Raw genomic sequence first — 22,401 nt, forward strand, 5'->3', positions numbered from 1 at the left:
GACCCGTGGAGGTGCTGCTGATGAGCCAGCCGCACCGCTCACGGTGTTAGTGGGGCGGCGGAGGTCACGTCCAGGCATCTATGCACGTTCATGGCGATGTGCCAGATGAATCCACGGGATATATTCCTTCAGGATCCGCGCGTGGCCACGGAAATTTTCGCGCCGCACCGACAAGCTGCCCTTTGCGCCGTAGAGGTAAAGCAACGGATTGCCTAACAGACCGCTTTCTAGCGTCTTTTTGTCATCGCGCATTCTGGCACGACGTACCTTTACCGATATCTTCAGCCCGAATGCGCCGAGCGTCCGATGCAGTTCGGTGACTGGCGTGACGGCTGCGGGTGCCGTTGCAGAGGCGCCCATGCCGTGCCCCGCCGACCCGATCGGGCGCGTATGGAACACGGCAAATCGGTCGACTATGCCAACCCGCCCGACACCGGCCAACTGATTGGGCCATAAATAATCGAGGCCCCATCCCGACTTCGTGTTCTCGAAGCCATCCTTTACCGTCCGCAGCGCCGCCGCGGAAAAACACGGCACCATGACTTCGACGAAATTGGTCTCACGGAAGCTGAACGATTTATTTTGCAAGGTAACCGGATGCGAAAAAAAGCTTCGCTCGTCGAGAGCGGGTTGAGCAAGCGCGAAGTTCTCCCGGTCGACGTACGCAAAGAACGCGTTGATCGTCGACACGTCGGTCAAAATGTCGTCATCCGGCAACCACACATAGCGGTATTGCGAAACCAGTTCGCTATTGTTGGCCAGGAAATCATTCAGGCCCTCCCACTTCGAGCCTTTGTACCGGTGTATCGACCTGGCAAATTTGTCGCGGTAGTTCTCCACGCTTCCAAAATAGCTCAGGACCAGATCGAAATCTGGAGAATCGCCGTGGTCAAACCATTGACTATGCAATGACTTGTCGCCGCATCGCAGGATGATCAAGTACTTGTGCATTTTGTCGTAATCGTTTCGGCAACCTATCGATCAATCAGGTTGCCAAATTAGTCGGAAACAACAAACGAGAGCGGAGGGGCGAACCAGGTTGCCCCGCAGCCCTGGCTCCCCATGCTCGAGATACCGAAAATTCAGGCCAGTTGCGGGTAACGCAGGATCGATTGATCCGAATCTATCCTCCGCTAGCGCAGCACGATGTGCGAGAACGAACATAGTTGTTCAGCAAGAGGCCCGACAATTTCAACTGAAGTGAACCCTGTCGTGCCGGGCATAGATGTTCATTCCCACAGCCCGCACGGCAGTTCCTCATCCCCATTTTTTACGTCGCAGCCCAGGCTGGCCGGGGTCCCCCAGGGTTTGCCGCTTCAGCCGGAACGCACTATTCCAGTTCAATCTGCAAGGACGCCGCGAGATGAAATATGACTTCGTTATCGTGGGCGCAGGTTTCGCCGGCGCCGTTTGTGCTGAACGTCTGGCGACGAATGGACAGCGCGTCCTTGTGATAGACAAGCGCAATCATATAGGCGGGAATGCGTTCGACTGCATGGACGAACATGGCGTGCTGATCCATCCGTACGGACCGCATATCTTTCACACCGGCAGCAAGCGGATATTCGAATATCTGTCGCGGTTTACCGACTGGCGCTTTTACGAGCATCGGGTTCAGGCTCATATCGACGGCAATCTCTATCCGATTCCCATCAATCGCACGACCATCAACAAGCTCTACCACCTTGATCTGAACGAACAGGAAACAGCCGATTACCTCGAGTCGGTACGTGAGCCACGGGAACGGCTCACCAGCAGCGAGGACGTCGTGCTAAGCAGTGTCGGTCGAGATCTGTGCAACCGTTTTTTTCGCGGCTACACGCTCAAGCAATGGGGACTCGATCTATCGGAGTTGTCCGCCGGCGTGGCCGCGCGAATTCCGACGCGAACGAACGATGACGACCGTTACTTTACCGACGCGTTCCAGTTCATGCCGGCGCAGGGATACACAGCCATGTTCGAGAAGATGCTCGAACATCCGAATATCGAGGTGCGCCTGTCCACGGATTTCCATGTGTTGAGGTCGATCATCGAATATGACCATGTTGTTTATACCGGTCCGATCGATGCGTACTTTGACTACCGCTTCGGCAAGCTTCCTTACCGCAGTCTGTCATTCCAGCATATACATTTAAGCGGTGTGGAGCGTTTTCAATCGAGCGGAACTGTGAACTACCCAAACGATCAGGAATACACAAGAATTACCGAATTTAAACACCTTACGGGCCAGCGGCACGCTGGAACATCAATCGTCAAGGAATATCCACGGTCCGAAGGCGAGCCCTATTATCCAATTCCACGTCCGGAAAACGAGGCGCTCTTTCAACGATACAACGAACTCGCTGAAGCAACCGCCAATGTCACCTTTGTCGGCAGGCTGGCGCAATACCGCTACTACAACATGGACCAGGTTGTGGGTGCGGCGCTCAAGGCAGTGGAAGCGCTGCTGTGACACAGCATGCAGCAGGTGCATCACCGGGTAGCACGATCGTCGCCTCTGAGGGTAGGCTGTGGACCGAGCCTATCCGCGTGCGCGCCATCTCGCAGCGTGAAGTGAGCGCAGACCCGGCTGGCGCTTGAATCCCGCCCCGAGATCCGGGCCGTACTGATCGACACGGGCAAGAACGCGACCTGTCACGACTATTTCAGGCGGCCTGGTTTTTCGGAAACAAGCGCGGGTTTGTACGCGCGCGCGGCAAATGAACCACCGTCCGGTATCGAGATCGAGAATCTGGGCGCGACCGGTTTTCTTCTCGTTCGCCTTTAGCGCCGCTAACGGGGCACGCGCAATTGCCGCTGCACGGGCCGCCATGCGGATTCGATCCGGCCCTTGCTGGCGAGATGCTCGATGATCTGCTGCACGCAGGCATCCACGCTAACGCCCTGGGTTCGAACGGTGAGGTCGGGATTCACCGGCGCGTGATAGGCCGCGTCTAGCCCGGTGAACTGCTCGATCTCGCCTTGCCGTGCGCGCTTGTAAAGACCCTTGGGATCACGCATTTCACAGACATGCAGCGGCGTGTCGACGAATACTTCGACGAACGATTCGTTGCCGATGATTTGCCGGGCGCTCGCGCGATGCCCGGGATGGGGGGAGATGGTTGCGGTGACAGCGATGTAGCCCTCTTTGCCGAAGAGCGCCGCTACATGCGCGACACGCCGGATGTTTTCCATGCGGTCTTCGGCACTGAAGCCGAGGTCGGCGTTCAAACCGGCGCGCAATGCGTCGCCGTCCAGCATGGTCGAGCGGATGGCGAACGTTTGCATTCGCGCGACAAAAGCGCGGGCAATCGTTGTTTTGCCCGCTCCGGGCATGCCGGTGAGCCAGATCACAGTACCGGCCAATGCTTCCTGTTCCACGCTTGTTCGCCCCCGCTCGCCCAAAGGCAAGCCTTATTTCAGAGGCCATTCTAGCGTTGAAGCGTGTGTCGTAAAGCCGTTGTAATAATCCGCAACAACCGCTGCGGGGGCGGGCGTCGCGCACATTGCTGCGCGCTCATTCAGCGCAGCATTGGTTGCGGCGGCCACGATTGAAAGGTGGCGGCTGGCCGTATTGGCCTCGCCGCCGCCACGGCTTGCTTACCGGAAACCCTTCGGATTGGCTTCCTGCCACCGCCAGTGGTCCTGGCACATGCGCTCGATGCCGAACTGCGCGCGCCAGCCGAGCAGCTTTTCGGCGTTCGCGGGGTTTGCGTAGCATTCGGCGATATCGCCGGGCCGCCGCGCAACAATCTCGTAGGGCACGCGCTGGCCCGACGCCTGCTCGAAAGCATTCACGACTTCGAGGACGCTATAGCCGCGCCCGGTGCCGAGATTCACGACAAATCCCGAATCGCGCCCATGCAGCGCGTCCAGTGCGGCAAGGTGTCCGCGTGCGAGATCCACGACGTGGATATAGTCGCGCACGCCCGTGCCGTCGGGTGTGAGGTAATCGTCGCCGAATACACGCAGTTTCTCCAGCTTGCCGACGGCAACCTGCGCGACGTACGGCATCAGGTTGTTAGGAATGCCCGCGGGATCCTCGCCGATCAGCCCGCTTTCGTGCGCGCCAACCGGATTGAAATAGCGCAGCACCGCGATTCGCCACGACGGGTCGGAAACCTCGATGTCGCGCAGTATCTGTTCGGCGATCAGCTTGGACTGGCCATACGGATTCGTTGCAGAGAGCGGGAACGACTCGTCGATCGGCGAGCGTTCGGGCACGCCGTACACCGTTGCCGAGGAGCTGAACACGAACTGCTTCACGTCGTGCTTGCGCATCACGTCGAGCACGACGAGCAGCCCGTCGATATTGTTGCGGTAGTACTCGATCGGTTTGGCGACCGATTCGCCCACTGCCTTGAGCGCAGCGAAGTGGATTACGCCAGTGATTGCATGTGCTTTGAAAATGCGTGCGAGCGCGGCTTCGTCGCGCACGTCGGCTTCGTAGAACGTGAGCGCCTTGCCGGTGATCTGCATGACGCGTGCGAGCGACTCGCGATGGCTGTTTACGAGGTTGTCGAGAGCGATCACATCGTAGCCGCCGTCAAGCAGCTCCAGACACGTGTGCGACCCGATATAGCCCGCACCGCCCGTGACGAGGATCGTGCCCCTGGAGTTCGTCCGTGTCATGCCGTTTTCCCGTTGATCGAATGAATGCGCCCGTTTAGAACGTCACGCCGGTAATCTGGTGAATGAGTTCGCGATATCGTTGTACCACACCTCGTTCATCGAATTCTTTTTCGATTTTTTTTCGGCCCAGATCGGACATTTTTTCGCGCCCGGCGCGATTTGTTTCCAGTATGTCCGCGAGCCGGGCGGTGAGGGATGCGGCGTTGCGCGCCTCGCAGAGCAGCCCATTGACGCCGTCTTCGACCACTTCGCGGCAGCCAGGCACGTCCGTCGCAACGATCGGGCGGCCCATCGCGCTCGCTTCCATCAGCGTGCGCGGCACGCCTTCGCGATAGGACGGCAGTACGACGCAGTCCGCGTCGGCGATGAACGGGCGCACGTCGGCGGTCTCGCCCAGGTACTCGATCACGCCTTCGCGCTCCCACGCCGCCACATCATCGCGCGAGATAGCGCTCGGGTTGTCGACGCCAACGGGGCCGAGCAAGCGAAAGCGCGCATGCGGATAGCGCACGCGCAACGCGCGGGCGGCTTCGACGTATTCGCCGACGCCCTTGTCCCACAGCAGCCGCCCGATCAGCACGAACGCGAAGGTGTCGCGCTCGGGCAGCGGCGTGAACGCGTACTCTTCGAGATCCACGCCTTCGCCGTGCAGCAATCGCGCACGCTCCGGGTGAACGAGCAGGTTCTGATCTTTGAATGCGGCTTCGTCGTCGCGATTGAGGAACCAGACCTCACGCGGGAAGCGGAATGCGAAACGATAGAGCAATTTCGCTACCTGAGCAGCGCGGCTCTTCTGGATGAATACGTACCCGAGCCCTGTCGTGACAGCGACCGACGGCACACGCGCGAGCCATGCGGCAACCGATCCATAGATATTGGGCTTGATCGTGTAGTGGAAGACGACATCGGGTTTGAGCGCGCGATAGTGGCGGTAGAGCGCGCGCAGCGTGCCAAGATCGGCTACGGGATTCGTGCCTTTCGAGGCGACGGGCAGTTCCACGCAACGGCAACCCATTGCGGCGAGAGGCTCGAAGGTGCGGTCGCGCGGCGCGATGATGGTAACTTGCGCGCCTGCGGCAGTAAGTGCGCGCAGCAGCCCTTGGCGGTAGGTGTAGATTGCCCAGGCGGTGTTGCAAACGAGGGCGATGCGCAATGAGGAAACCGGCCGGGGCGTGGGCCTGGATTGAGTGGCGATGGTGTTCACGAAGGCTGATCGTTATTGAAGCAACTCAGCTGCCAGCTAAGCTGGGTATAGCGTCGGGCGATCATTTTATCCGACTGGCGCCCCGGTCAGCGGCTCCGGCTCAAGCGCAGCAGCATACTTGCGCCATGCCGTTGTCGAAGACGACGTTCGCTACGTGGCGCTACGTGACGCCAAGGGCTCTAAAGATTGCCCCGCTCGCATCGCTGACTCGGCTTGCTTGAGCGCTGCTACGATCTGGCCTGTCGATTACCGGTTGCGTTTCATCGCCAACTCTCGTTCCGAATGGGAAAACAGGATTCCCAAAGCGGACCACTCCTGTGGGTTCAGTTCATGCGCGGCCGTATGTATCGTCGAAGCGAACGATGTCGTCTTCGCCCAGGTAGGCGCCGGATTGAACTTCTATCAGTTCCAGCGGAATGCGACCCGGATTGCGAAGGCGATGGGTGACGCCGAGCGGAATATACGTCGATTGATTCTCGGTCAGGATAATTTCCGCGCTGCCGTTGGTGACAACCGCCGTGCCTTTCACAACGATCCAGTGCTCCGCGCGATGATGATGCATCTGCAAGCTCAATTGCGCGCCGGGATTCACGACAATGCGCTTGACCTGGAAGCGCTCGCCCCGATCTATGCCTTCATAAGAGCCCCACGGACGTACGACGAATCGATGCGAGACGGACTCTTGACGACCCGAAGCGTTCAGGTGTTCGACGATCTGCTTGACGTTCTGCACTTTGTCACGATGTGCGACTAGCACGGCGTCCGCCGTTTCGATGATCACCACATGGTCCAGGCCAATTGCCGCTACCATGCGATGCTCGGCGCGCACGTACGAATTCGATATACCGTCGGCGACTACATCACCGATCAGTGCGTTGCCGCTGCCATCCTTTTGAGCGATCTCTGCGAGCGCGGACCACGAACCGATATCGTTCCAGCCAAGGCCGACCGTCGCGATGACTGCCGCACGGTCAGTCTTTTCCATCACCGCGTAATCGATGGACACGTTGGGACAACGCTTGAACGTATCGGCATCGAGGCGAATGAAATCATTGTCCTGCGTGGCGCGCTCAAGTGAAAGTGACGACGTCTGGGCGATGTCCGGCGCATGGCGGCTCAACTCGCTCAGATATGAGGATGCCCTGAGCATAAATATGCCGCTGTTCCAGTAATAGCCACCCTCCGAAAGAAAGCGCTCTGCAGTCTGTAAATCGGGCTTCTCTACGAAGGCTTCCACAGTGTGCGCGCATGATTGCGCAGCGAACCTGGGGCCCGCAAATATATAGCCATAACCGGTGTGGGGGCTGGTCGGCTCGATGCCGAACGTTACCAGGTGATCGTCGCACGCAATCGCGCTGGCCATCCGCACAGCCTGGACGAATGCGCTCTCGTTCTCGATCACGTGATCGGAGGGAAGCACGAGCAGCAGGGCATCTCCTGCCTCGCGGATCGCGAATTGCGCCGCGACCGCGATCGCCGGCGCGGTATTGCGCCCGACCGGTTCGAGGACGATGGCAGACGGCTGCACACCAATCTGACGCAATTGATCGGCCACCAGAAAGCGCTGCTCGTTGTTGGTGACAACGATCGGCGCCGCAATGCCTTCGACGCCATGCAGTCGCCTGGCCGTCTGCTGAGCGAGTGAGAGATCGCTCGTCAGCTTGAGGTACTGCTTCGGATAGCCACCACGGGACATGGGCCACAAACGCGTACCGTTGCCGCCGCAAAGAATGATCGGAACAATTTTCATTCGCTATTTTTCCCCGCTCGAAGAGAATGTGGACGATGCGAAATGCGCGGCGCATGTTGCACGCGCCAGAGCAGATGTCGAATGGCGTTGACGGACCAGCGGACCATTTTCAGCGCCATCCGCCGATGTCTCGCGTGCTTGAGAAGCGGACGCGAAGCCTGGGCTGCGAGCCGGCGAACGACTGCCTCCGGTGTGGTGTAAATACCGAGATGTCGATCCCAATAGACTGGATATCGAATCAGAGCGCCGGCAACCAGCATATCGAGAGACAGTTTGCGGTTGCGCCACGGAATCGCGGCGAGCGCATCGTGTGTGAGGCCCCACCCGGCGTAAAACGGCAGACCGTAGGTGAAGACAGGCTTGCCGCGCAGGAGGGCGTCGAAACCGGCGAGCGATGAGAGCGTGTGCACTTCATCGGCGCAATCAACGAGCGTGATCAGGTCAGTATCTATGTCGACGATGTCGGCGAGATGTTGCGCATCGACGAGTCCTGTCCGGTTTCCGGACAGCACATCGGGATGCGGCTTATATACGATGAAGGCATCTGGCAGCAGACGCCGCACCTCGCGAAGCAGATCCTCGGCGGTATTGATGGCGCGCGTGGCGAACCGGATGGATGCATCGTCGGCAACCTGACCGGGCACCAGAACGATGTGCTTACCGTGAGGCACACGCCATGTGAGCGCGCGACGGCCGAGGTTGTACTTGGTCAGTCCTGCATCGACGATCGAACGCCTCAGCGCGGAACTGCGTGCAAGTTCGGTTTCGTCAAAATGTGCCTCATTCAGCAACACGGACAAATCGCTTGGCTGGCTCGCATCGAAATAAATTCCACGTCGATCCACGACCTGGCTCATCGGTGCGACCATGTCAGAACCGAGTCCGCACGAATGCAGGAAGCCATCCTCGATGCGGACATGCTTTGCGCCAGTGGCCAGCCCCGACGTGTTTCGTGCACCCCAGAGTGCTGCGCACTCATTGCGCGTAACAAGCGCGGCATCGCCGGCCCAGCGAATTGCATTGCCGCCTGCTGTGAGGAATGGTGTCGCGAAAGGCCGCTTCCACCATTGAAAGCGTACGCCGACGATATCGGGAAGATCCGCGAATCGGTTACGCGTGCGATAGTGGGTTTCGATGGCGTCGAGCAATTGAACCAGTGAGCCCTCTTCGTGCGTCAAGGGATTGATGTAGCGAGCCCAGCGTATGAAAGTCAGTTCGAACAGCGCAAGCGTCGATGGACGCGCGCGGCGGTCCGGAAAAATGTCTGCGTCGTGGGTCAAGCCCCAACCCGCGTAATACGGTGCTCCGAACACGTGAACGGGTTTTCCCGAGAGAAGGGCATGCATGCCCTCCGCGGCGCCTAGCGTGTAGACGTGGTCGACATGCGGAAGCAGTTTGCATAATGCATGCGCACCGTCGATGAAGTTCATGGCGACTGGAGTCTTGTCGATCATCGACGACAGCCAACGGCCGCGTGCGACCTCGCCTGAATGCACAATCCAGAATTCTGAGTCGCGGTGGGCGTCGAAAGCCGATCCGAGCATGCGAGAGAAGGTGAGCGGATCGTTCCGGACGATGCCGATCATCGTGAGTGAGCGATGACGCTGATCGATTACGAGCACGCGAGTTCGCTTGCGCGGTATGAGCAACGTGGGCGGACAACGCAGCCATTGATCGCGCGCGGGGGTTGCATTTGATTCCAGCACGCGTTGTACGACGCGTTCTATGTCGGGCGATATGCCGAGCGTTGAATCGCGCAAGGCCGCGTCAAGTACTCTGCCACAAGGTTCAGACGACGCGATATACCATGACAGCATGGGCAGGCCACGTGATGCATTGGACCAGACCGGACCGGGCATCTTGCTATGCATGCGAACACCGAGTGCGCACGCGTGCCTCTGAACAATTCGCGTGAAGATGTCGGGTATGAGATGGTCGAGTGCGAACACTAACGGAGTTCCCCGACAAATTGATCAACGATTTCGAAATGACGTTTCCACGTCGGTGAGCGGAAACGCTGCAAGCGTTCGATTTGCGCATTGCGGGCTCCGTTCGAGGGATCTGCATATGCGCGAATCATGGCGAGCCATCCTGGACCGTCAAGCGGATCAAGATACTCAGGGATGTTGTTCGCGATTTCCTTAAACACACCAAGATCGCTTGCAATCACGGGTACACCCAGAGCAAGCGCTTCGGCGAGCGGCATTCCATAGCCCTCAACGAACGATGGAAATACGAGCGCCTGTGCATGTTGCAGCCACGCCTGCAGACGGGCGTCATCGCAATCGGCTTCTTCGATGACAGCACGCTTGAGCGGTGCGCTTCGCTCAAGCATGTCGATCACGTTTTCGCATTCCCAGCCACGTCTGCCAACGAGCACGAGCTTAGGTGCTGCACCGCCGAGCTCTTCGACGAGCCTGCGCCACACATGCAGCATGAGCCAGTGATTCTTGCGAGGCTCGATCGTGCCAAGCATAACGAAATATGGCGCATCGATGGGGCGCCGCGAGCGAGCCATCGGCTCGAGTCCAGGCGCGAGATGAGCGACGACGGCAGGCGGCACGGGCAATTGAGCAGCGCGTGCTTCGTCGACGAGAGAATTGAGTGTTGCCTGAGAATTTGCGATGATGCCGCTCGCATGCCGGAGCGCGGAATGCATGCGTTGACGATGAATATGGTTTATTGCGGGCCGGCAATATTCTGCATGCGTGAGTGGAATGAGATCGTGCACCATCACCACAGTGCGTACGCCGCGTTGTTTCATCGCGTACATGTAGCGATTGCTTTCAATGCCCGAGTGACTCGTGTGGAATAGTATAGAGCCCGAAAAGTTGTCGTTGCGCAACACGCGGCACGCTGCGTGGGCGATGATCTTTTGCGCCGCAAATGTCGAGGCGGGATCTTGCTGTAGCAGCAGATCGAATGCACTTTCAGATTGCGAGGCTGAAAGTACTGCGCATATGCCGGCTTCGCTTAGTACCGCACGTGTGCCCGTATCGGCGCCGTAATGGCGCACATATTCAAGACCGACGCGATCGACGCCGGTGGGAAATTTGCCGCCCACCAGACGGTTGAGCAAGCGCGATACGTCGAGGAGTGCGGTGGTCAATTTTTCAGTGCTGTTGAGCCGTGTTGCGACAGGATTTGTGTTGATCGATAGTCTGATGGGCCGATCGTACGATTATCTTCGAATTTATTTAACACGATTATATGTAATGCGAATTGGCAGGAACGTGTTAGGTACTTTGGGTGATGGGCGGAGCATGGACGAGCACGAGCATGGCAAAGATGACGAAGTGCAGCCTTGCCAGCGTTTTAGGCAAACGCCCATAGTCGCGTGCGATCTGCGCGAAAGCGGTTGAGCTATCCGAAGCTGCGCTCGGCCACCCAGCGACGCGGAAACAGCACGAAGCCATTTCTCGCCTCGGGCAGCTTGATGATCTGCAACATCATCTCTTTCGCGTGCGGTCCGCGCGGCCGCGTCACCTATATAGTTCTGGCCTGCGAAAGCGAACTGCACCGTCTGACCGGTGACGCCAGGCTTATTACTGCTCTCGCGCAGCACCTGTAGTGCTCGATGTATGCGAAACCGACTCCGTCAACGCCGGGTCAATGCACTTCTCGTACGAGCAAATCAAAAGGCGGCTAATATTCAAACAAGTTCGCGACACGAAAGTTTAGTGGTCGGATCTCGGGGCGGTGCCCCACTGCGATACGGGATGGGCTTAACCCGTCATCGATAGTATGAGTGTCGAATACTTGTAACGATGGCATCCCATTCGGGATAAGACTATGCGGGCAAATCTGTCGCTGTCTATTGGTTAGAACTCCATAGAGCTATGCTTAATAAGTCTAAGAGTTTACTGACGTGTGCAGGGCTCGCCGTGGTTTTGAGCGGCTGTTCGACAATTCCCGCTAGCGGTCCGACCCGGAACCAGGTGGCAGCCGCAAGTGCCAATGGTAGTGCGGCCGGAATTCAGGTGATCGACGTCACGGACGATGTTGCTCGTCGTCTGTTCGCCGAGCGCCGCAATTCGGATTTCGCGTCGACCTTCGGCGGGAGCTCGGCGTTCCAGCAGCAACTCGGCGTAGGCGATACCGTTGAGGTTGCGATATGGGAAGCGTCACCCGCGATTCTTTTCGCAAGCGAGCAGGTCAATTCAAAAAGAATCGCTGGCGGCTCGCATGTCACAGTTCTGCCGAATCAGGTTATCGATGGCAGCGGCCTCATCAGCGTTCCGTTCGTGGGCGCATTGAAAGCAGCTGGCAGAACGCCGATGCAGCTTCAGCAGGACATCGTGCGCGGTCTGCGCGGACAGGCACACCACCCGCAGGTCATCGTCAGTCTGGTACGTAATGAGACATCCTATGCGACGATCGTCGGCGATGTGGCCACTAGCTCGCGCATACCACTGACTGCGCGTGGAGAGCGGCTGCTCGATGCGCTTGCTAGTGCAGGCGGCGTGCGACAGCCGATCGGTAAGCTCACGCTGCAACTCACGCGTAGCAGAACCGTGGCGTCGCTACCGCTGGAGAGTGTCATCCGGGATCCGCGCCAGAACATTCCATTGCATTCCGGCGATGTCGTGACGGTACTATTTCAGCCGTACAGTTTCACGGCTCTCGGCGCCACAGGTAAGAACGAAGAGGTCAATTTCGAAACGCGTGGTATCACGCTTGCGCAAGCGCTTGCCCGCTCCGGAGGGTTGCAGGATTCGCGCTCGGACGCGCAAGGCGTTTTTATCTTTCGCCTGGAGGATGTTGGGGCGCTTGACTGGCCACAGTCGCCGGCGCGCACGACGGCTGACGGCAAGGTTCCAGTGGTGTATCGCGTCAATCTGCGCGATCCGAACTCGTTTTTCGTGGCACAAAGCTTCATGATCGACAACAAGGACTTGCTCTACGTGTCGAATGCACCGATTGCGGAGCTCCAGAAGTTTCTAAATGTAGTGTTTTCCGTCGCGTATCCGGTGATCACTGGCGTGCAGACATTCCGCTAGTCAATAGAGCCGCCCAGGTCCGGGAGCGTTCTGTCAACTTGAACTCAGACATGAAGGAGTGCGTAGTAAATATTAAAGCGTTGCAAGGAGTGCTAGTGGCTGTTGTGGCGCTGGCAAGGTCAATATAGGAAGGTGAAGACTTGGCAATCCGTCAGGGCAATTTGATCAAGAGCGCGTTTTTTCTCATCGTCGTGATTCCGACGCTGATCGCGATTATTTACTTCGGCATATTGGCCTCGGATATTTACGTCTCCGAGAGCAGCTTCGTTGTACGGTCGCAGGAGAAAAGCTCGCAGGTCGGGCTCGGCGCATTTCTTCAAGGTACCGGCTTGACTCGCTCGGCAGACAGTGTGTATGTCGTGCACGATTTCATTCAGTCGCGGGATGCGTTGGCTCAACTGGAGATCCGGGAGAACGTCTCGCGTATGTTCGGTGCCAGGAGCATCGACTTCGTGAGTCGTTTTGATTCGTTCGGAATCGACGATAGCTTCGAGAGTCTGTACAAGTACTTCGACCGCCGCGTCAACGTCAATGTGGATTCGACCTCCGGCATCACGACGCTTACTGTCAATGCGTTTTCTGCGCAGGATGCGCATACGATCAACGCGTCGCTGCTGGCGATGGCAGAGCGCCTTATCAACGAGATGAACGCACGCATGCAGTCGGACCTTATCGTATCGGCACAACGTGAAGTCGATGTCGCCAAGGAGGCGGCCGGGGTAGCCGAATCGAACCTTACGCAATTCCGCACGTCGCAGCAGGTGTTCGATCCGGAGCGCCAGTCTTCGCTGCAGCTGCAACAGTTGTCAAAGCTGCAGGAGGACATCGTCGAGACGAGAGTGCAAATTGCGCAACTCAGTTCCTTCGCGTCGGCCAATCCGCAGATGTCTGCGCTAAAGACGCGCCTTGCGTCCTTGCGGCAGCAGGCGGACGAACAGATGTCCCAAATTGCGGGCGGCAAGGTATCGCTGACCAGGAAAGCGGGTGAATACAGTCGCCTGAAGCTCGAACAGATCTTTGCCGAGAAGCAGCTCGCCTCCGCAATGGCCACGTTCGAGTCGGCGCGCAATGAAGCGCTGCGAAAGCAGATGTACGTTGAAGTCGTGGCAAATCCCAACATGCCCGACGTTCCAATTCGCCCGCGTCGGCTTAGAGACATCCTGATTACGATCATTGCATGCATGACCGTGTGGGGTATTGCGAGTCTGTTGATGGCTGGCATTCGGGAGCATCATGACTGACGCCGCGATCGCCAGACCGTCGTTTCGCCGTTCTGCGAAGCTGCAGGGGCGAGCTATCTATTCGCTTCTGATGCGGGAGATTCTCACGCGCTACGGGCGACACAACATCGGATTCCTGTGGCTGTTCCTCGAGCCGATGCTATTGACGCTCGGCGTCACGTTGCTTTGGCACTTTACGTTCAAATCGCACGCCGGCAATTTGTCGATCACGGCGTTCGCGGTTACGGGATACTCGTCGGTGCAACTTTGGCGAACGACAGCAAGCCGATGTGTTCATGCTCTGCAGCCGAATCTAAGCTTGCTCTATCACCGCAACGTCCGGCTCATTGACATCTATTTCGCGCGAATTCTACTGGAGCTTTCGGGAGCGACGGCGGCTTTCACGCTGATGATCGTAGTGTTTGCCGGTGTCGACCTGCTTCACGTACCCGCAGACCCCTTCTCGCTTATGCTGGGTTGGTTCCTGCTCGCCTGGTTTGGCGCCGGGCTGGCGCTAGTGCTGGGCGCGGGAAGTGAATTGTCGGAGTTGGTCGAGCGACTTTGGCACCCAATTGCCTATCTGCTGTTTCCGCTTTCCGGCGCGATGTTCATGGTCGAATGGTTGCCTTCGAGGGTGCAAGAGCTCGCGCTGTGGGTGCCGATGATCACGCCAATCGAGTTAATCCGCCTTGGCTATTTCGGGCGTGAAGTTACGGCGCATTATGACGTTCCCTACGTGATTGGCGTCAACGTGCTTCTGACGCTCGCCGGCCTTTATTTGTGTCGGCTTGCTGAAGCAAGGGTGGAGCACGAATGATCGAGCTCGAATCCGTGTCGAAATACTATCCGACGCGCAGCGGAGCGCGGCGAATTCTCAGCGATATAAGCACGCGCATCGCGGCGGGCGAACGAATTGGCATTCTGGGCCGCAACGGCTCTGGAAAGTCGACGTTGCTGCGCCTGCTGAGCGGTGTGGAGCGGCCCTCCCGCGGCGAAGTGCGCCGGTCGATGAGCGTGTCATGGCCACTCGCATTCGGCGGCGCTTTCCAAAGCAGTCTCACGGGCCTGGACAATCTGCGGTTCATTTGTCGGCTCTATGACGTTCCGTTTGACGAAAAAGTCGAGTTCGTCGAGCGCTTCACGGAACTGGGTGCCTATCTTCGCGAGCCGGTGAAGCGTTATTCCGCAGGAATGCGCGCGCGCCTTTCGTTCGCGCTGTCTCTCGCAGTCGACTTCGACTGCTATCTCATCGACGAGGTCATCGCGGTGGGTGATTCAACGTTTCACAAAAAGTGCGAATACGAGTTATTTGAGCGACGCGGTACGTGCGCCTTCGTGTTGGTTTCTCATGCCACGCACCTGATCGAACGGTACTGTTGGCGTGCGGCGGTTCTCGAAGACGGGCGATTCAGTGAGTTCGGTACGGTTACTGAAGCGTACGAACACTACAGGGGATGAGGCAGTGAGACCACCCGGAAACGAAACGAGAAGGCTTGCAGTCTTGTTGACTGGTGTGCCCCGCGGCGGATACGAACGGTGCGTCGACACGCTGAAGTTCTTGGTTGGCGAGTGGAACGTGTCGTACTTTGCGGTGATTCGCGAGGAATTCGCGAGCGAGGAGGCGCTCGAAAGTCTGGCGCAGGCATTTCCCGGTGTGAGGGTGATCATCGTACCGCGGCAGGCGTCGGCCGATGCGGTGTCGCGTTTCGAGGGTAAGCCGATCGCTTCGACGCAAGTCATGATGTGGCACGAGATCGCTTGCGGCGCCCGCTCGATTGAGCGCCTGGCCGATTACCGGGCCGTCCTTCGTGTCCGCTTCGACATCTATTTCCAGAAGCAATTCCTGCCAGAGGACATTCCTTCCGATGATCAAGTCTTGCTGCCGCCTCAAATGAGCTGGTCGGGCGCGAATGACATGCTCTGTCTTGCTGCACCGCAGGCGTTCCGGCGCTACGCCGAAACATACGAGAAGCTCGATGAAATTGTTGGCGAAGGAATCGGCGTTCCAGAGGCAATCATGGCCAGATCGCTAGCGATGGAGGGGCTAAAAGCGCGATCGCTGGACATTCGTTTCATTCTCTATCGACATGCACTGTTCCAGTCGTTCAACGATGAGGAACTGGGAATCCTCACAGATGTGCACCCCATCTTGTCGACGTACAAGATGGGCGATGTCGGCGACACGCCGGAGAATCGTGCCGAATGTATTTCCCTCGTCAGTCACGTCGTGAAACCGCACAAAGGTTTTCCGCTACAAACGGGCAGCTGCACGGATGCCAACTTCTACCCGGTAGAGATCGATGACCGCGATGGCCTCGCGTTTCGCTGGATGGCCCTCCACGCTTATATGAACGTCGCCGTGCCACGAAATGCGAAAACGCTAACGTTCCTGATTCATTTTCAGGTGCACGGCTGGCATCTGCCTCATTTGACTGTGCTCATTGATGGGTTCCCCATATGCTTGGCCGAACAATCGGTGGACGGATTCGGACGCACTCGGGTGAAAGGTTCTATCGCCGGGATCAACTTCCGAAGGCCCTTGAGTAAGCTAGGATTCTCCTCCGGATTCCTGGCAGTGCCTTCGCAGCAATCGCCGAATTCGCGCGACAGCCGAACGTTGTCGGTCGCGATCGGCAGTCTCATGATCGATGGGAAACGACCCATCGAACAATGCGTAACGCGCCGCTTGCCGATGCCGACTCAAGTCAGTGAAGGCCGGCGGAACATCATCGCCGATAGTCAGATCACCATCGTTTTTCAAGGCCCCTGGAACGAGGCGCTGCGGGACAACATCGCCCGAGCTCGCGAGTGCTTGCCTGGTGCGCCGGTCATCGTCAGCAGTAGCGATACGCGTCTACGCGAAGCATTTTCCGCGATGGATCACGTGACTCTTGCGGTGGTACCGGACCCAGGCCCGCTGCCTGCTTACATGCGTGGCAAGCATGCACCGCTCAACAACGTGAACCGACAGATCGTCTCTTCGCAAGCGGGACTGGCACTCGCGGCAACGCCCTACGCCGTAAAGATTCGTACGGACTGCACGCTCGAATCGCGGGCATTCGTCGAGCTCTACCAGCACGCCTCGGTCTGCGACGTGACCGCTGCGCCACTGCTCGCCAGCAGCGTCTATACACTGCACCCAGATGGAATTGAAGGATTTCCCTTCCATGTTTCTGACTGGTTCCTCTTCGGACCGAGCGAATCACTCCGAGCCTATTACGACGTACCGTTGATGACGGAACAGGATGCGCTCTGGTATGACCGCTTTCCGCACAAGCGCGACAGTCACCACTTCGCGCGGCAATACCGCAGCCGCTTTAGTCCGGAACAATATATTGCAGTCCAGAACGCGCGCAAGGACGGCTACATTATTCCCGGCTTCCTTGACGATGCACGCGTGGAAGTCGCCGAGAGCTATCGCGCCTATTTGGTGGATAAATTCATCGTCTGCAATCTGTCGCAGTTCGGGTTGGTTTTCGAAAAATATCGGCAGGTACCAGAATCGCATTACCAGTTCTTCAATTGCGTCTGGGGATCGGATTGGTTAGCCATGGCGGCGTCATCGCGTCGTGCGGCACTAACCGATGTCAACCTCGGGCGCAAAGGACCCTCATTAAGGCATCGCAAGAAAGCCGTCGCGGCGATTCGCCGTATTGATCACGTCTTGGGCTCCCTGAAGCGATACGGGCTGATGCCGTTCGTTGGCGACATATTGGGTGTCCTTCGCAGATTCGAACTTCGAGGAGGGGATTCATGTTGAACATTGTGGTGCCGATGGCCGGCGCCGGCAGCCGTTTCGCAAAAGCCGGATATCTCGATCCGAAGCCGTTGATTCCGGTACGTGGCGTACCGATGATCGAGGTGGTGATCCATAACCTCAAACCGTCCTGCGAACATCGATTTATCTTTGTTTGCCAGCGTTCGCATATTGAACGATATCGACTGATCCAGAGGTTGTCGGCGTGGGCGCCGGGTTGCGAGATCATCGGGCTCGACGGAGTTACGCAAGGCGCCGCCTGCACAGTCCTTGCCGCGCGGGAGCATATCAGGGAGAAGGACGCGTTGATGATCGCCAATAGTGACCAGTACGTCGATATCGACATGAATGACTATCTGGCTGAAATGGAGCGTGGGAACCTTGACGGCCTCATCATGACAATGACCGCGGACGATCCGAAGTGGTCGTTCGTGGGCCTGTCGGACGAAAACCTCGTGACCAACGTGGCTGAAAAACAAGTGATCTCCGACGAGGCGACGGTCGGTATCTACAACTTCAGGCGTGGTGGAGACTTCCTGCGCGCGGCCGACGCGATGATTCGCAAGGAATTGCTCGTGAACAGTGAGTATTACGTTGCGCCGGTCTACAACGAAATGATCGCTGAAAGCGCACGCATCGGCATTTCGAACGTGGGAAGAGAGGGCGCTGGGATGTACGGACTCGGCATACCTAATGATCTTGAAAGGTTCCTGACGCTACCAGTGTGCGAACGGGCGACTGGAGTCCCGGCATGAAAGTCCTTTCGCATCGCGGCTATTGGCGGCAACCCGAGGAAAAGAACACGCCGCTTGCTTTTCATCGTGGATTCGATCTCGGCTTCGGTACGGAAACCGATGTTCGTGACCGGCTTGGTGAACTCGTCATCTCGCACGATCCGGCCACCGTGCATTCCATCCCGCTGTCTGTGTTTCTCGACATCGTCGCGGGGCGCAACCTGCCTCTTGCAATAAATGTGAAGGCAGATGGTCTCGCGCCAGCTCTTGCGGAGGCATTCGATCGCAAGGGATTGGACTGGTTTGCGTTTGACATGTCGGTGCCGGATACGAAGATGCAACTCAAGGCAGGCAATCCGGTATTTGTGCGCATGAGTGACGTCGAACGCACACCTGCGTGGCTGAATCAGGCCAGGGGCGTCTGGCTCGACGCCTTTTCGCACACCTGGTACAACGCTGCGACGATCCACGATCTGCTTTCGCGTGGGCTGCGAGTGTGCGTGGTATCGGCGGAGTTGCACGGGCGTGAGCACGGGGGGCTGTGGTCGGAGCTCAAGAGCATGAGCGAGTTCGACGACCTGATGATCTGCACGGATTTACCGGAAGATTGTCAGCGCTATTTCCAGTCTTGAATACCAACCAGTGAGGCTTGCAATGATCAAGGCGGTTATTTTCGATATGGATGGTGTCTTAATTGAAGCCAGAGAATGGCACTATGACGCATTGAACCGTGCGCTTCAACTCTTTGGCTTCGAGATCAATCGAGTCGATCATCTGACGACCTACGACGGCTTGCCGACCAGGAAGAAGCTGGAGATGCTCTCGCTTCAGCACGATCTGCCACGAGGCTTGCACTCCTTTATCAACGAGATGAAGCAGCAATACACGACGGAACTCGTGCACGCGCTTTGTAAGCCGCGCTTCGTCAACGAGTTTGCGCTGTCGAAGCTGAAGTCAGAGGGCTACAAGCTGGCGGTCGCATCGAATTCGATCCGCATGACGGTCGAACTCATGATGAGCAAGGCTGGGCTGGCGAAGTATCTGGATCGCATGCTGTCGAACGAAGATGTCGTCGAGGCCAAGCCGAGCCCGGAGATCTATCTGAAGGCGATGAGCTTGCTCGGCTGCAAACCCGAGGAGTGCTTGATCGTCGAGGATAATGAAAACGGTATCCGTGCGGCGCGGGCGTCGGGCGCGCAGGTGCTGGTGGTGACTCATGTGCTCGATACGAACTACACAAACATTTCCGCAGCAATCAACAAGGCTCAGGAGGTGCGCGTCGCATGAACGTTCTGATTCTCGCGGCGGGGGCCGCTGCAATGGAGCCGCTCGACGGTGAATACCCGCTGATGCTGACTGAGATCGACGGTGTAACGCTAATCGAACGCGTAATCCGTTCAGTCGAGCCGATCATCGATGGGCGTTTGATTGTAGCGCTGCGTCGTTCGGAGATGTTGCACTTCCATTTGGGCGAAGTCGTGACCATCCTGCGTTCGGATGCCAAGGTTGTGCCCGTCTCCGACGCAGTGCGCGGCGCCGCATGTACTTCCCTGCTCGCGGCTGAGCACCTCGATGGGGAGTCGGAATTGCTGGTTGTTAATGCGAATCAGTTGCTCGACATTAACCTTGGTGAAGTCGTTTCCGATTTCCGCAAGCGCGGACTCGACGCGGGCCTCGTTACGTTTCAGTCGGTGCATCCGCGTTATTCCTACGTGCGTGTGGAGGATGACGGTCTGGTTTCAGAAGCCGCGGAGAAACGCCCGATCAGTAAATTTGCGTCGGCGGGTGTTTATTGGTTCGCCGACGGTCGCCGCTTTCTGGCGGGCATCCGCAATACGATTCGCAAAGACGTTCATGTTGGCGGCAGTTTCTACGTGACGCCGGTGCTCAACGAACTGATTCTGGATCAGGCACGCGTCGGCGTCTGGTGTGTCGAAGGCGGCAAATATCTTCCGATCAAGAGCGAGCGTCAGTTGCAGCACACGGAATCGCATTACGAGCACGGGATCTGACTATGCAGATGTTCAAGCTATCCGACATGACCAAAGGTTGGTTCGTGGGTGGGTTCGCGCCCACTGCGTTCTCGACTACCGCGTGTGAAGTCGCAGTTAAGCGTTATGGCGCGGGCGACAAGGAACGCCCACATTTCCATAAAGAAGCCACAGAGATCACACTGGTTTTGTCCGGGCGCGTGCGCATGTTCGGTAGGGAATGGGGTGAGGGCGACATCATCGTTGTCGAACCCAACGATGCAACCGACTTCGAAGCACTCACGGATGCAATTAACGTAGTCGTCAAGACGCCTGGCGCCATGAACGACAAGTATCTGGTTGAATAACGCGATGCCGATTTATAAGCTTGCGCATCTCAAGGCACTGGGTTACACGCCGGTTTCGAAAGTGACTGCGCCGATGCTGCCCGTCGAAGTCGCGGCCCGCGCCGCTGACGGCGCGACGGTCGTGACTTTCAGGCCGGTAGCGTCGCGTCATCGGCCGGAGAAGATTAAACGCGTCAACGCGTCGGAGCGCTTTTCCTGGATGAAGGGGAGAGACGTCATCATGTATGGCGTCGAAACCGACTCTCTGTTGGCGCCGCTCATTCTCTGGGATGTGGCGCACGCCATTGAGGTCGGTGCGACCATCACGATGCTTGGTGATGCATCCCCATCCAGATATCTGCAGCGCGATTACTTTGCGGCGTCGTTCGAGGCAGTTGGGAGCGCGGACGGCGGCATCGTCTTTAGAAAGCATTCACCGCTGCTGGCCGAACGGGATTCGGGGCTGGAAGCATGGACATTCGGGATCCCGGTTGGTCCAGAGGACGCGACGTTGCTCAATGTCGCTGTTGAGCGCATCCTCGACTTGAAGATCGAGAATAAAGAAATCCTTTTATGTGGCCGGCCAGGCTCGAACTTCAAATATTTTGATCGCGTTCGAATCGTCGGGGAAGACATCACCGCGCCGCCGGTCAGGATCAGCGCAAAGAAGAACCGGCTGGCACAGGAGGCGAAGCATCCGAATCTTTGCATTATTCACGACCGCGTCTTCCTTCCGGAGAATTTCGACGAAGTCGTCAAGCGTTTCGGAGACTGCTACCCGCTAACGACAACGCAATGCGTGTATTTCGAAGACAAGCTGAACATGGTTCCGCGTCGGTACTCAGACGTTGGGATATCGCATAAGGTTCGTGGTCAGAGCGAGCGTGGGGTAATGCGAAATGAACACGTAGAGCGCCCCAGTGAATTCGCTCCAGCCGTGCTTGCGTTGACCGAGCGCCGGGGCTTTTTCGCTCACAATGCGCTGCGTTACGATCAGACGAGCTATCTGACGGGCAGTATGTACATCTGCAAAAAATCGGTCTGGCTCGCTTGTCCACAGAACGAAAGCTTGCATTGGCTCGAATTCGAAGATCTCGAACATGGGTATCGAGCATCGGACATGGGCGTTCCGAGCCGCGTCAACACTTATGGCGTCACGCAGTCACTGGTATCCCGTCCGTTACTGATGTACGTCAGCGGAACGTTCAGCGAAAACGCGAAGGGCAAGGCGCGTCTCACGCGTGCATGGACCACGGTGCTGCCTATCAGACGCAAGCCTGCGATCAAGGTCAGTACGGTGAAGGCGCTCGAGGCGATGAACCGTTTTGCCGAAAAGTACATTCCTGCCGAGATCAGAAGGCAGTTGCCCGCGGCGTCGGTCGAGCATTCGGCGCATCGGCTCACGACGATTATCGACATGCTATCGCGTGTTCGGGTACCCATGAATGCTGAAAAACTTCGCGCATTCGTGGCCGACTTCGAAAAATGGGTCGTGTTCGATCAGCTACCGGTCTCGTGGACTGAACGCGTCGTGCATGAATTCCTTTCCGAACGCGCCGATACTGTGCGCACGCTCGTGATGGAGAACGATGTGCTGTTGAATCACATCGCAATGCGCCCGAAGGGGGCCGTGTTTCTTCGCTCGCCGGACGAGTACCTTCAACAGAAATCTCTCCGTCTCGTTCTCGGGACAATGTGTTCGGCGTTCTATCTGTTTCTGCGGCGTAGGGATGTGCTGCATCTGAAGGGCGGGCTTTTCTTCTACTATCGCGCGTTGATGAAGTCGACGCCATTCAAGCGGGCCTGAC

Annotated in this window: 19 protein-coding genes and 1 pseudogene; 12 read left to right on the forward strand and 8 right to left on the reverse strand. The window is 57.7% G+C overall.

Going from position 1 to position 22,401, the window contains the following annotated elements:
• Positions 1–78: 78 nt before the first annotated feature.
• Positions 79–951, reverse strand: coding sequence for a DUF707 domain-containing protein (locus tag Q0L30_RS15055; RefSeq protein WP_296657746.1), 873 nt, complete (start codon positions 949–951; stop codon positions 79–81).
• 412 nt (positions 952–1,363) lie between these two features.
• On the opposite strand from Q0L30_RS15055, the gene glf reads away from it, so the two are divergent.
• Positions 1,364–2,452: a UDP-galactopyranose mutase gene (glf, locus tag Q0L30_RS15060; RefSeq protein ID WP_296657749.1), complete on the forward strand. Its 1,089-nt coding sequence runs from the start codon at positions 1,364–1,366 to the stop codon at positions 2,450–2,452.
• A gap of 320 nt (positions 2,453–2,772) precedes the next feature.
• Here glf and cysC read toward each other — a convergent pair whose 3' ends face one another.
• The 7 genes and pseudogenes from cysC to Q0L30_RS15095 form a co-directional block, all read right to left on the reverse strand.
• Complete coding sequence (cysC, locus tag Q0L30_RS15065; RefSeq protein ID WP_296657751.1) at positions 2,773–3,360, reverse strand: adenylyl-sulfate kinase; 588 nt, start codon at positions 3,358–3,360, stop codon at positions 2,773–2,775.
• Positions 3,361–3,579: 219 nt separating this feature from the next.
• A complete protein-coding gene (gene galE / locus Q0L30_RS15070; protein WP_296657754.1) occupies positions 3,580–4,611 on the reverse strand; it encodes a UDP-glucose 4-epimerase GalE in 1,032 nt (343 codons plus the stop codon).
• A gap of 34 nt (positions 4,612–4,645) precedes the next feature.
• Positions 4,646–5,806, reverse strand: coding sequence for a glycosyltransferase family 4 protein (locus Q0L30_RS15075; protein ID WP_296658036.1), 1,161 nt, complete (start codon positions 5,804–5,806; stop codon positions 4,646–4,648).
• A gap of 337 nt (positions 5,807–6,143) precedes the next feature.
• Positions 6,144–7,565: a mannose-1-phosphate guanylyltransferase/mannose-6-phosphate isomerase gene (locus Q0L30_RS15080; RefSeq protein WP_296657756.1), complete on the reverse strand. Its 1,422-nt coding sequence runs from the start codon at positions 7,563–7,565 to the stop codon at positions 6,144–6,146.
• Positions 7,562–9,151 carry a capsular biosynthesis protein gene (locus Q0L30_RS15085; RefSeq protein WP_296657759.1) on the reverse strand — a complete coding sequence of 530 codons (1,590 nt, stop codon included), beginning with the start codon at positions 9,149–9,151 and terminating at the stop codon, positions 7,562–7,564. The genes Q0L30_RS15080 and Q0L30_RS15085 overlap by 4 nt, the downstream gene beginning before the upstream one ends.
• 362 nt (positions 9,152–9,513) lie before the next feature.
• On the reverse strand, positions 9,514–10,674 hold the full coding sequence (locus Q0L30_RS15090) for a glycosyltransferase family 1 protein (protein WP_296657762.1): 1,161 nt from the start codon (positions 10,672–10,674) through the stop codon (positions 9,514–9,516).
• 127 nt (positions 10,675–10,801) lie between these two features.
• Positions 10,802–11,100, reverse strand: a pseudogene (locus Q0L30_RS15095) (transposase); the annotation flags it as partial.
• A gap of 304 nt (positions 11,101–11,404) precedes the next feature.
• Between Q0L30_RS15095 and Q0L30_RS15100 the strand changes: the two are divergent.
• The 11 genes from Q0L30_RS15100 to Q0L30_RS15150 all read left to right on the forward strand — a co-directional run bounded on the left by Q0L30_RS15100 (position 11,405) and on the right by Q0L30_RS15150 (position 22,400).
• Positions 11,405–12,565 carry a polysaccharide biosynthesis/export family protein gene (locus Q0L30_RS15100; RefSeq protein ID WP_296657764.1) on the forward strand — a complete coding sequence of 387 codons (1,161 nt, stop codon included), beginning with the start codon at positions 11,405–11,407 and terminating at the stop codon, positions 12,563–12,565.
• A 140-nt stretch (positions 12,566–12,705) separates the two neighbouring features.
• Complete coding sequence (locus tag Q0L30_RS15105; RefSeq protein WP_296657767.1) at positions 12,706–13,806, forward strand: hypothetical protein; 1,101 nt, start codon at positions 12,706–12,708, stop codon at positions 13,804–13,806.
• Positions 13,799–14,602 (forward strand): ABC transporter permease, encoded by an 804-nt coding sequence (locus Q0L30_RS15110; protein WP_296657770.1) that lies wholly within the window; start codon positions 13,799–13,801, stop codon positions 14,600–14,602. Before Q0L30_RS15105 ends, Q0L30_RS15110 begins: the two co-directional genes overlap by 8 nt.
• Complete coding sequence (locus Q0L30_RS15115; RefSeq protein WP_296657772.1) at positions 14,599–15,243, forward strand: ABC transporter ATP-binding protein; 645 nt, start codon at positions 14,599–14,601, stop codon at positions 15,241–15,243. Before Q0L30_RS15110 ends, Q0L30_RS15115 begins: the two co-directional genes overlap by 4 nt.
• A 43-nt stretch (positions 15,244–15,286) precedes the next feature.
• Positions 15,287–17,545, forward strand: coding sequence for a WavE lipopolysaccharide synthesis family protein (locus Q0L30_RS15120; RefSeq protein WP_296657774.1), 2,259 nt, complete (start codon positions 15,287–15,289; stop codon positions 17,543–17,545).
• Positions 17,539–18,297, forward strand: a complete 759-nt coding sequence (locus Q0L30_RS15125) for a glycosyltransferase family 2 protein (protein ID WP_296657776.1) — start codon at positions 17,539–17,541, stop codon at positions 18,295–18,297. The genes Q0L30_RS15120 and Q0L30_RS15125 overlap by 7 nt, the downstream gene beginning before the upstream one ends.
• Entirely contained in the window at positions 18,294–18,908 is a 615-nt protein-coding gene (locus tag Q0L30_RS15130; protein WP_296657778.1) for a hypothetical protein, read from the forward strand. The genes Q0L30_RS15125 and Q0L30_RS15130 overlap by 4 nt, the downstream gene beginning before the upstream one ends.
• Positions 18,909–18,930: 22 nt before the next feature.
• Positions 18,931–19,563: an HAD family phosphatase gene (locus Q0L30_RS15135; protein WP_296657781.1), complete on the forward strand. Its 633-nt coding sequence runs from the start codon at positions 18,931–18,933 to the stop codon at positions 19,561–19,563.
• Positions 19,560–20,288 (forward strand): glycosyltransferase family 2 protein, encoded by a 729-nt coding sequence (locus tag Q0L30_RS15140; protein WP_296657783.1) that lies wholly within the window; start codon positions 19,560–19,562, stop codon positions 20,286–20,288. Before Q0L30_RS15135 ends, Q0L30_RS15140 begins: the two co-directional genes overlap by 4 nt.
• A gap of 2 nt (positions 20,289–20,290) precedes the next feature.
• Positions 20,291–20,614 (forward strand): hypothetical protein, encoded by a 324-nt coding sequence (locus Q0L30_RS15145; RefSeq protein WP_296657787.1) that lies wholly within the window; start codon positions 20,291–20,293, stop codon positions 20,612–20,614.
• A gap of 4 nt (positions 20,615–20,618) precedes the next feature.
• On the forward strand, positions 20,619–22,400 hold the full coding sequence (locus tag Q0L30_RS15150; protein ID WP_296657790.1) for a hypothetical protein: 1,782 nt from the start codon (positions 20,619–20,621) through the stop codon (positions 22,398–22,400).
• Position 22,401: the final 1 nt, after the last annotated feature.

The sequence above is a fragment of the Paraburkholderia sp. genome (assembly GCF_024281035.1).
Taxonomy (GTDB): Bacteria; Pseudomonadota; Gammaproteobacteria; order Burkholderiales; family Burkholderiaceae; genus Paraburkholderia.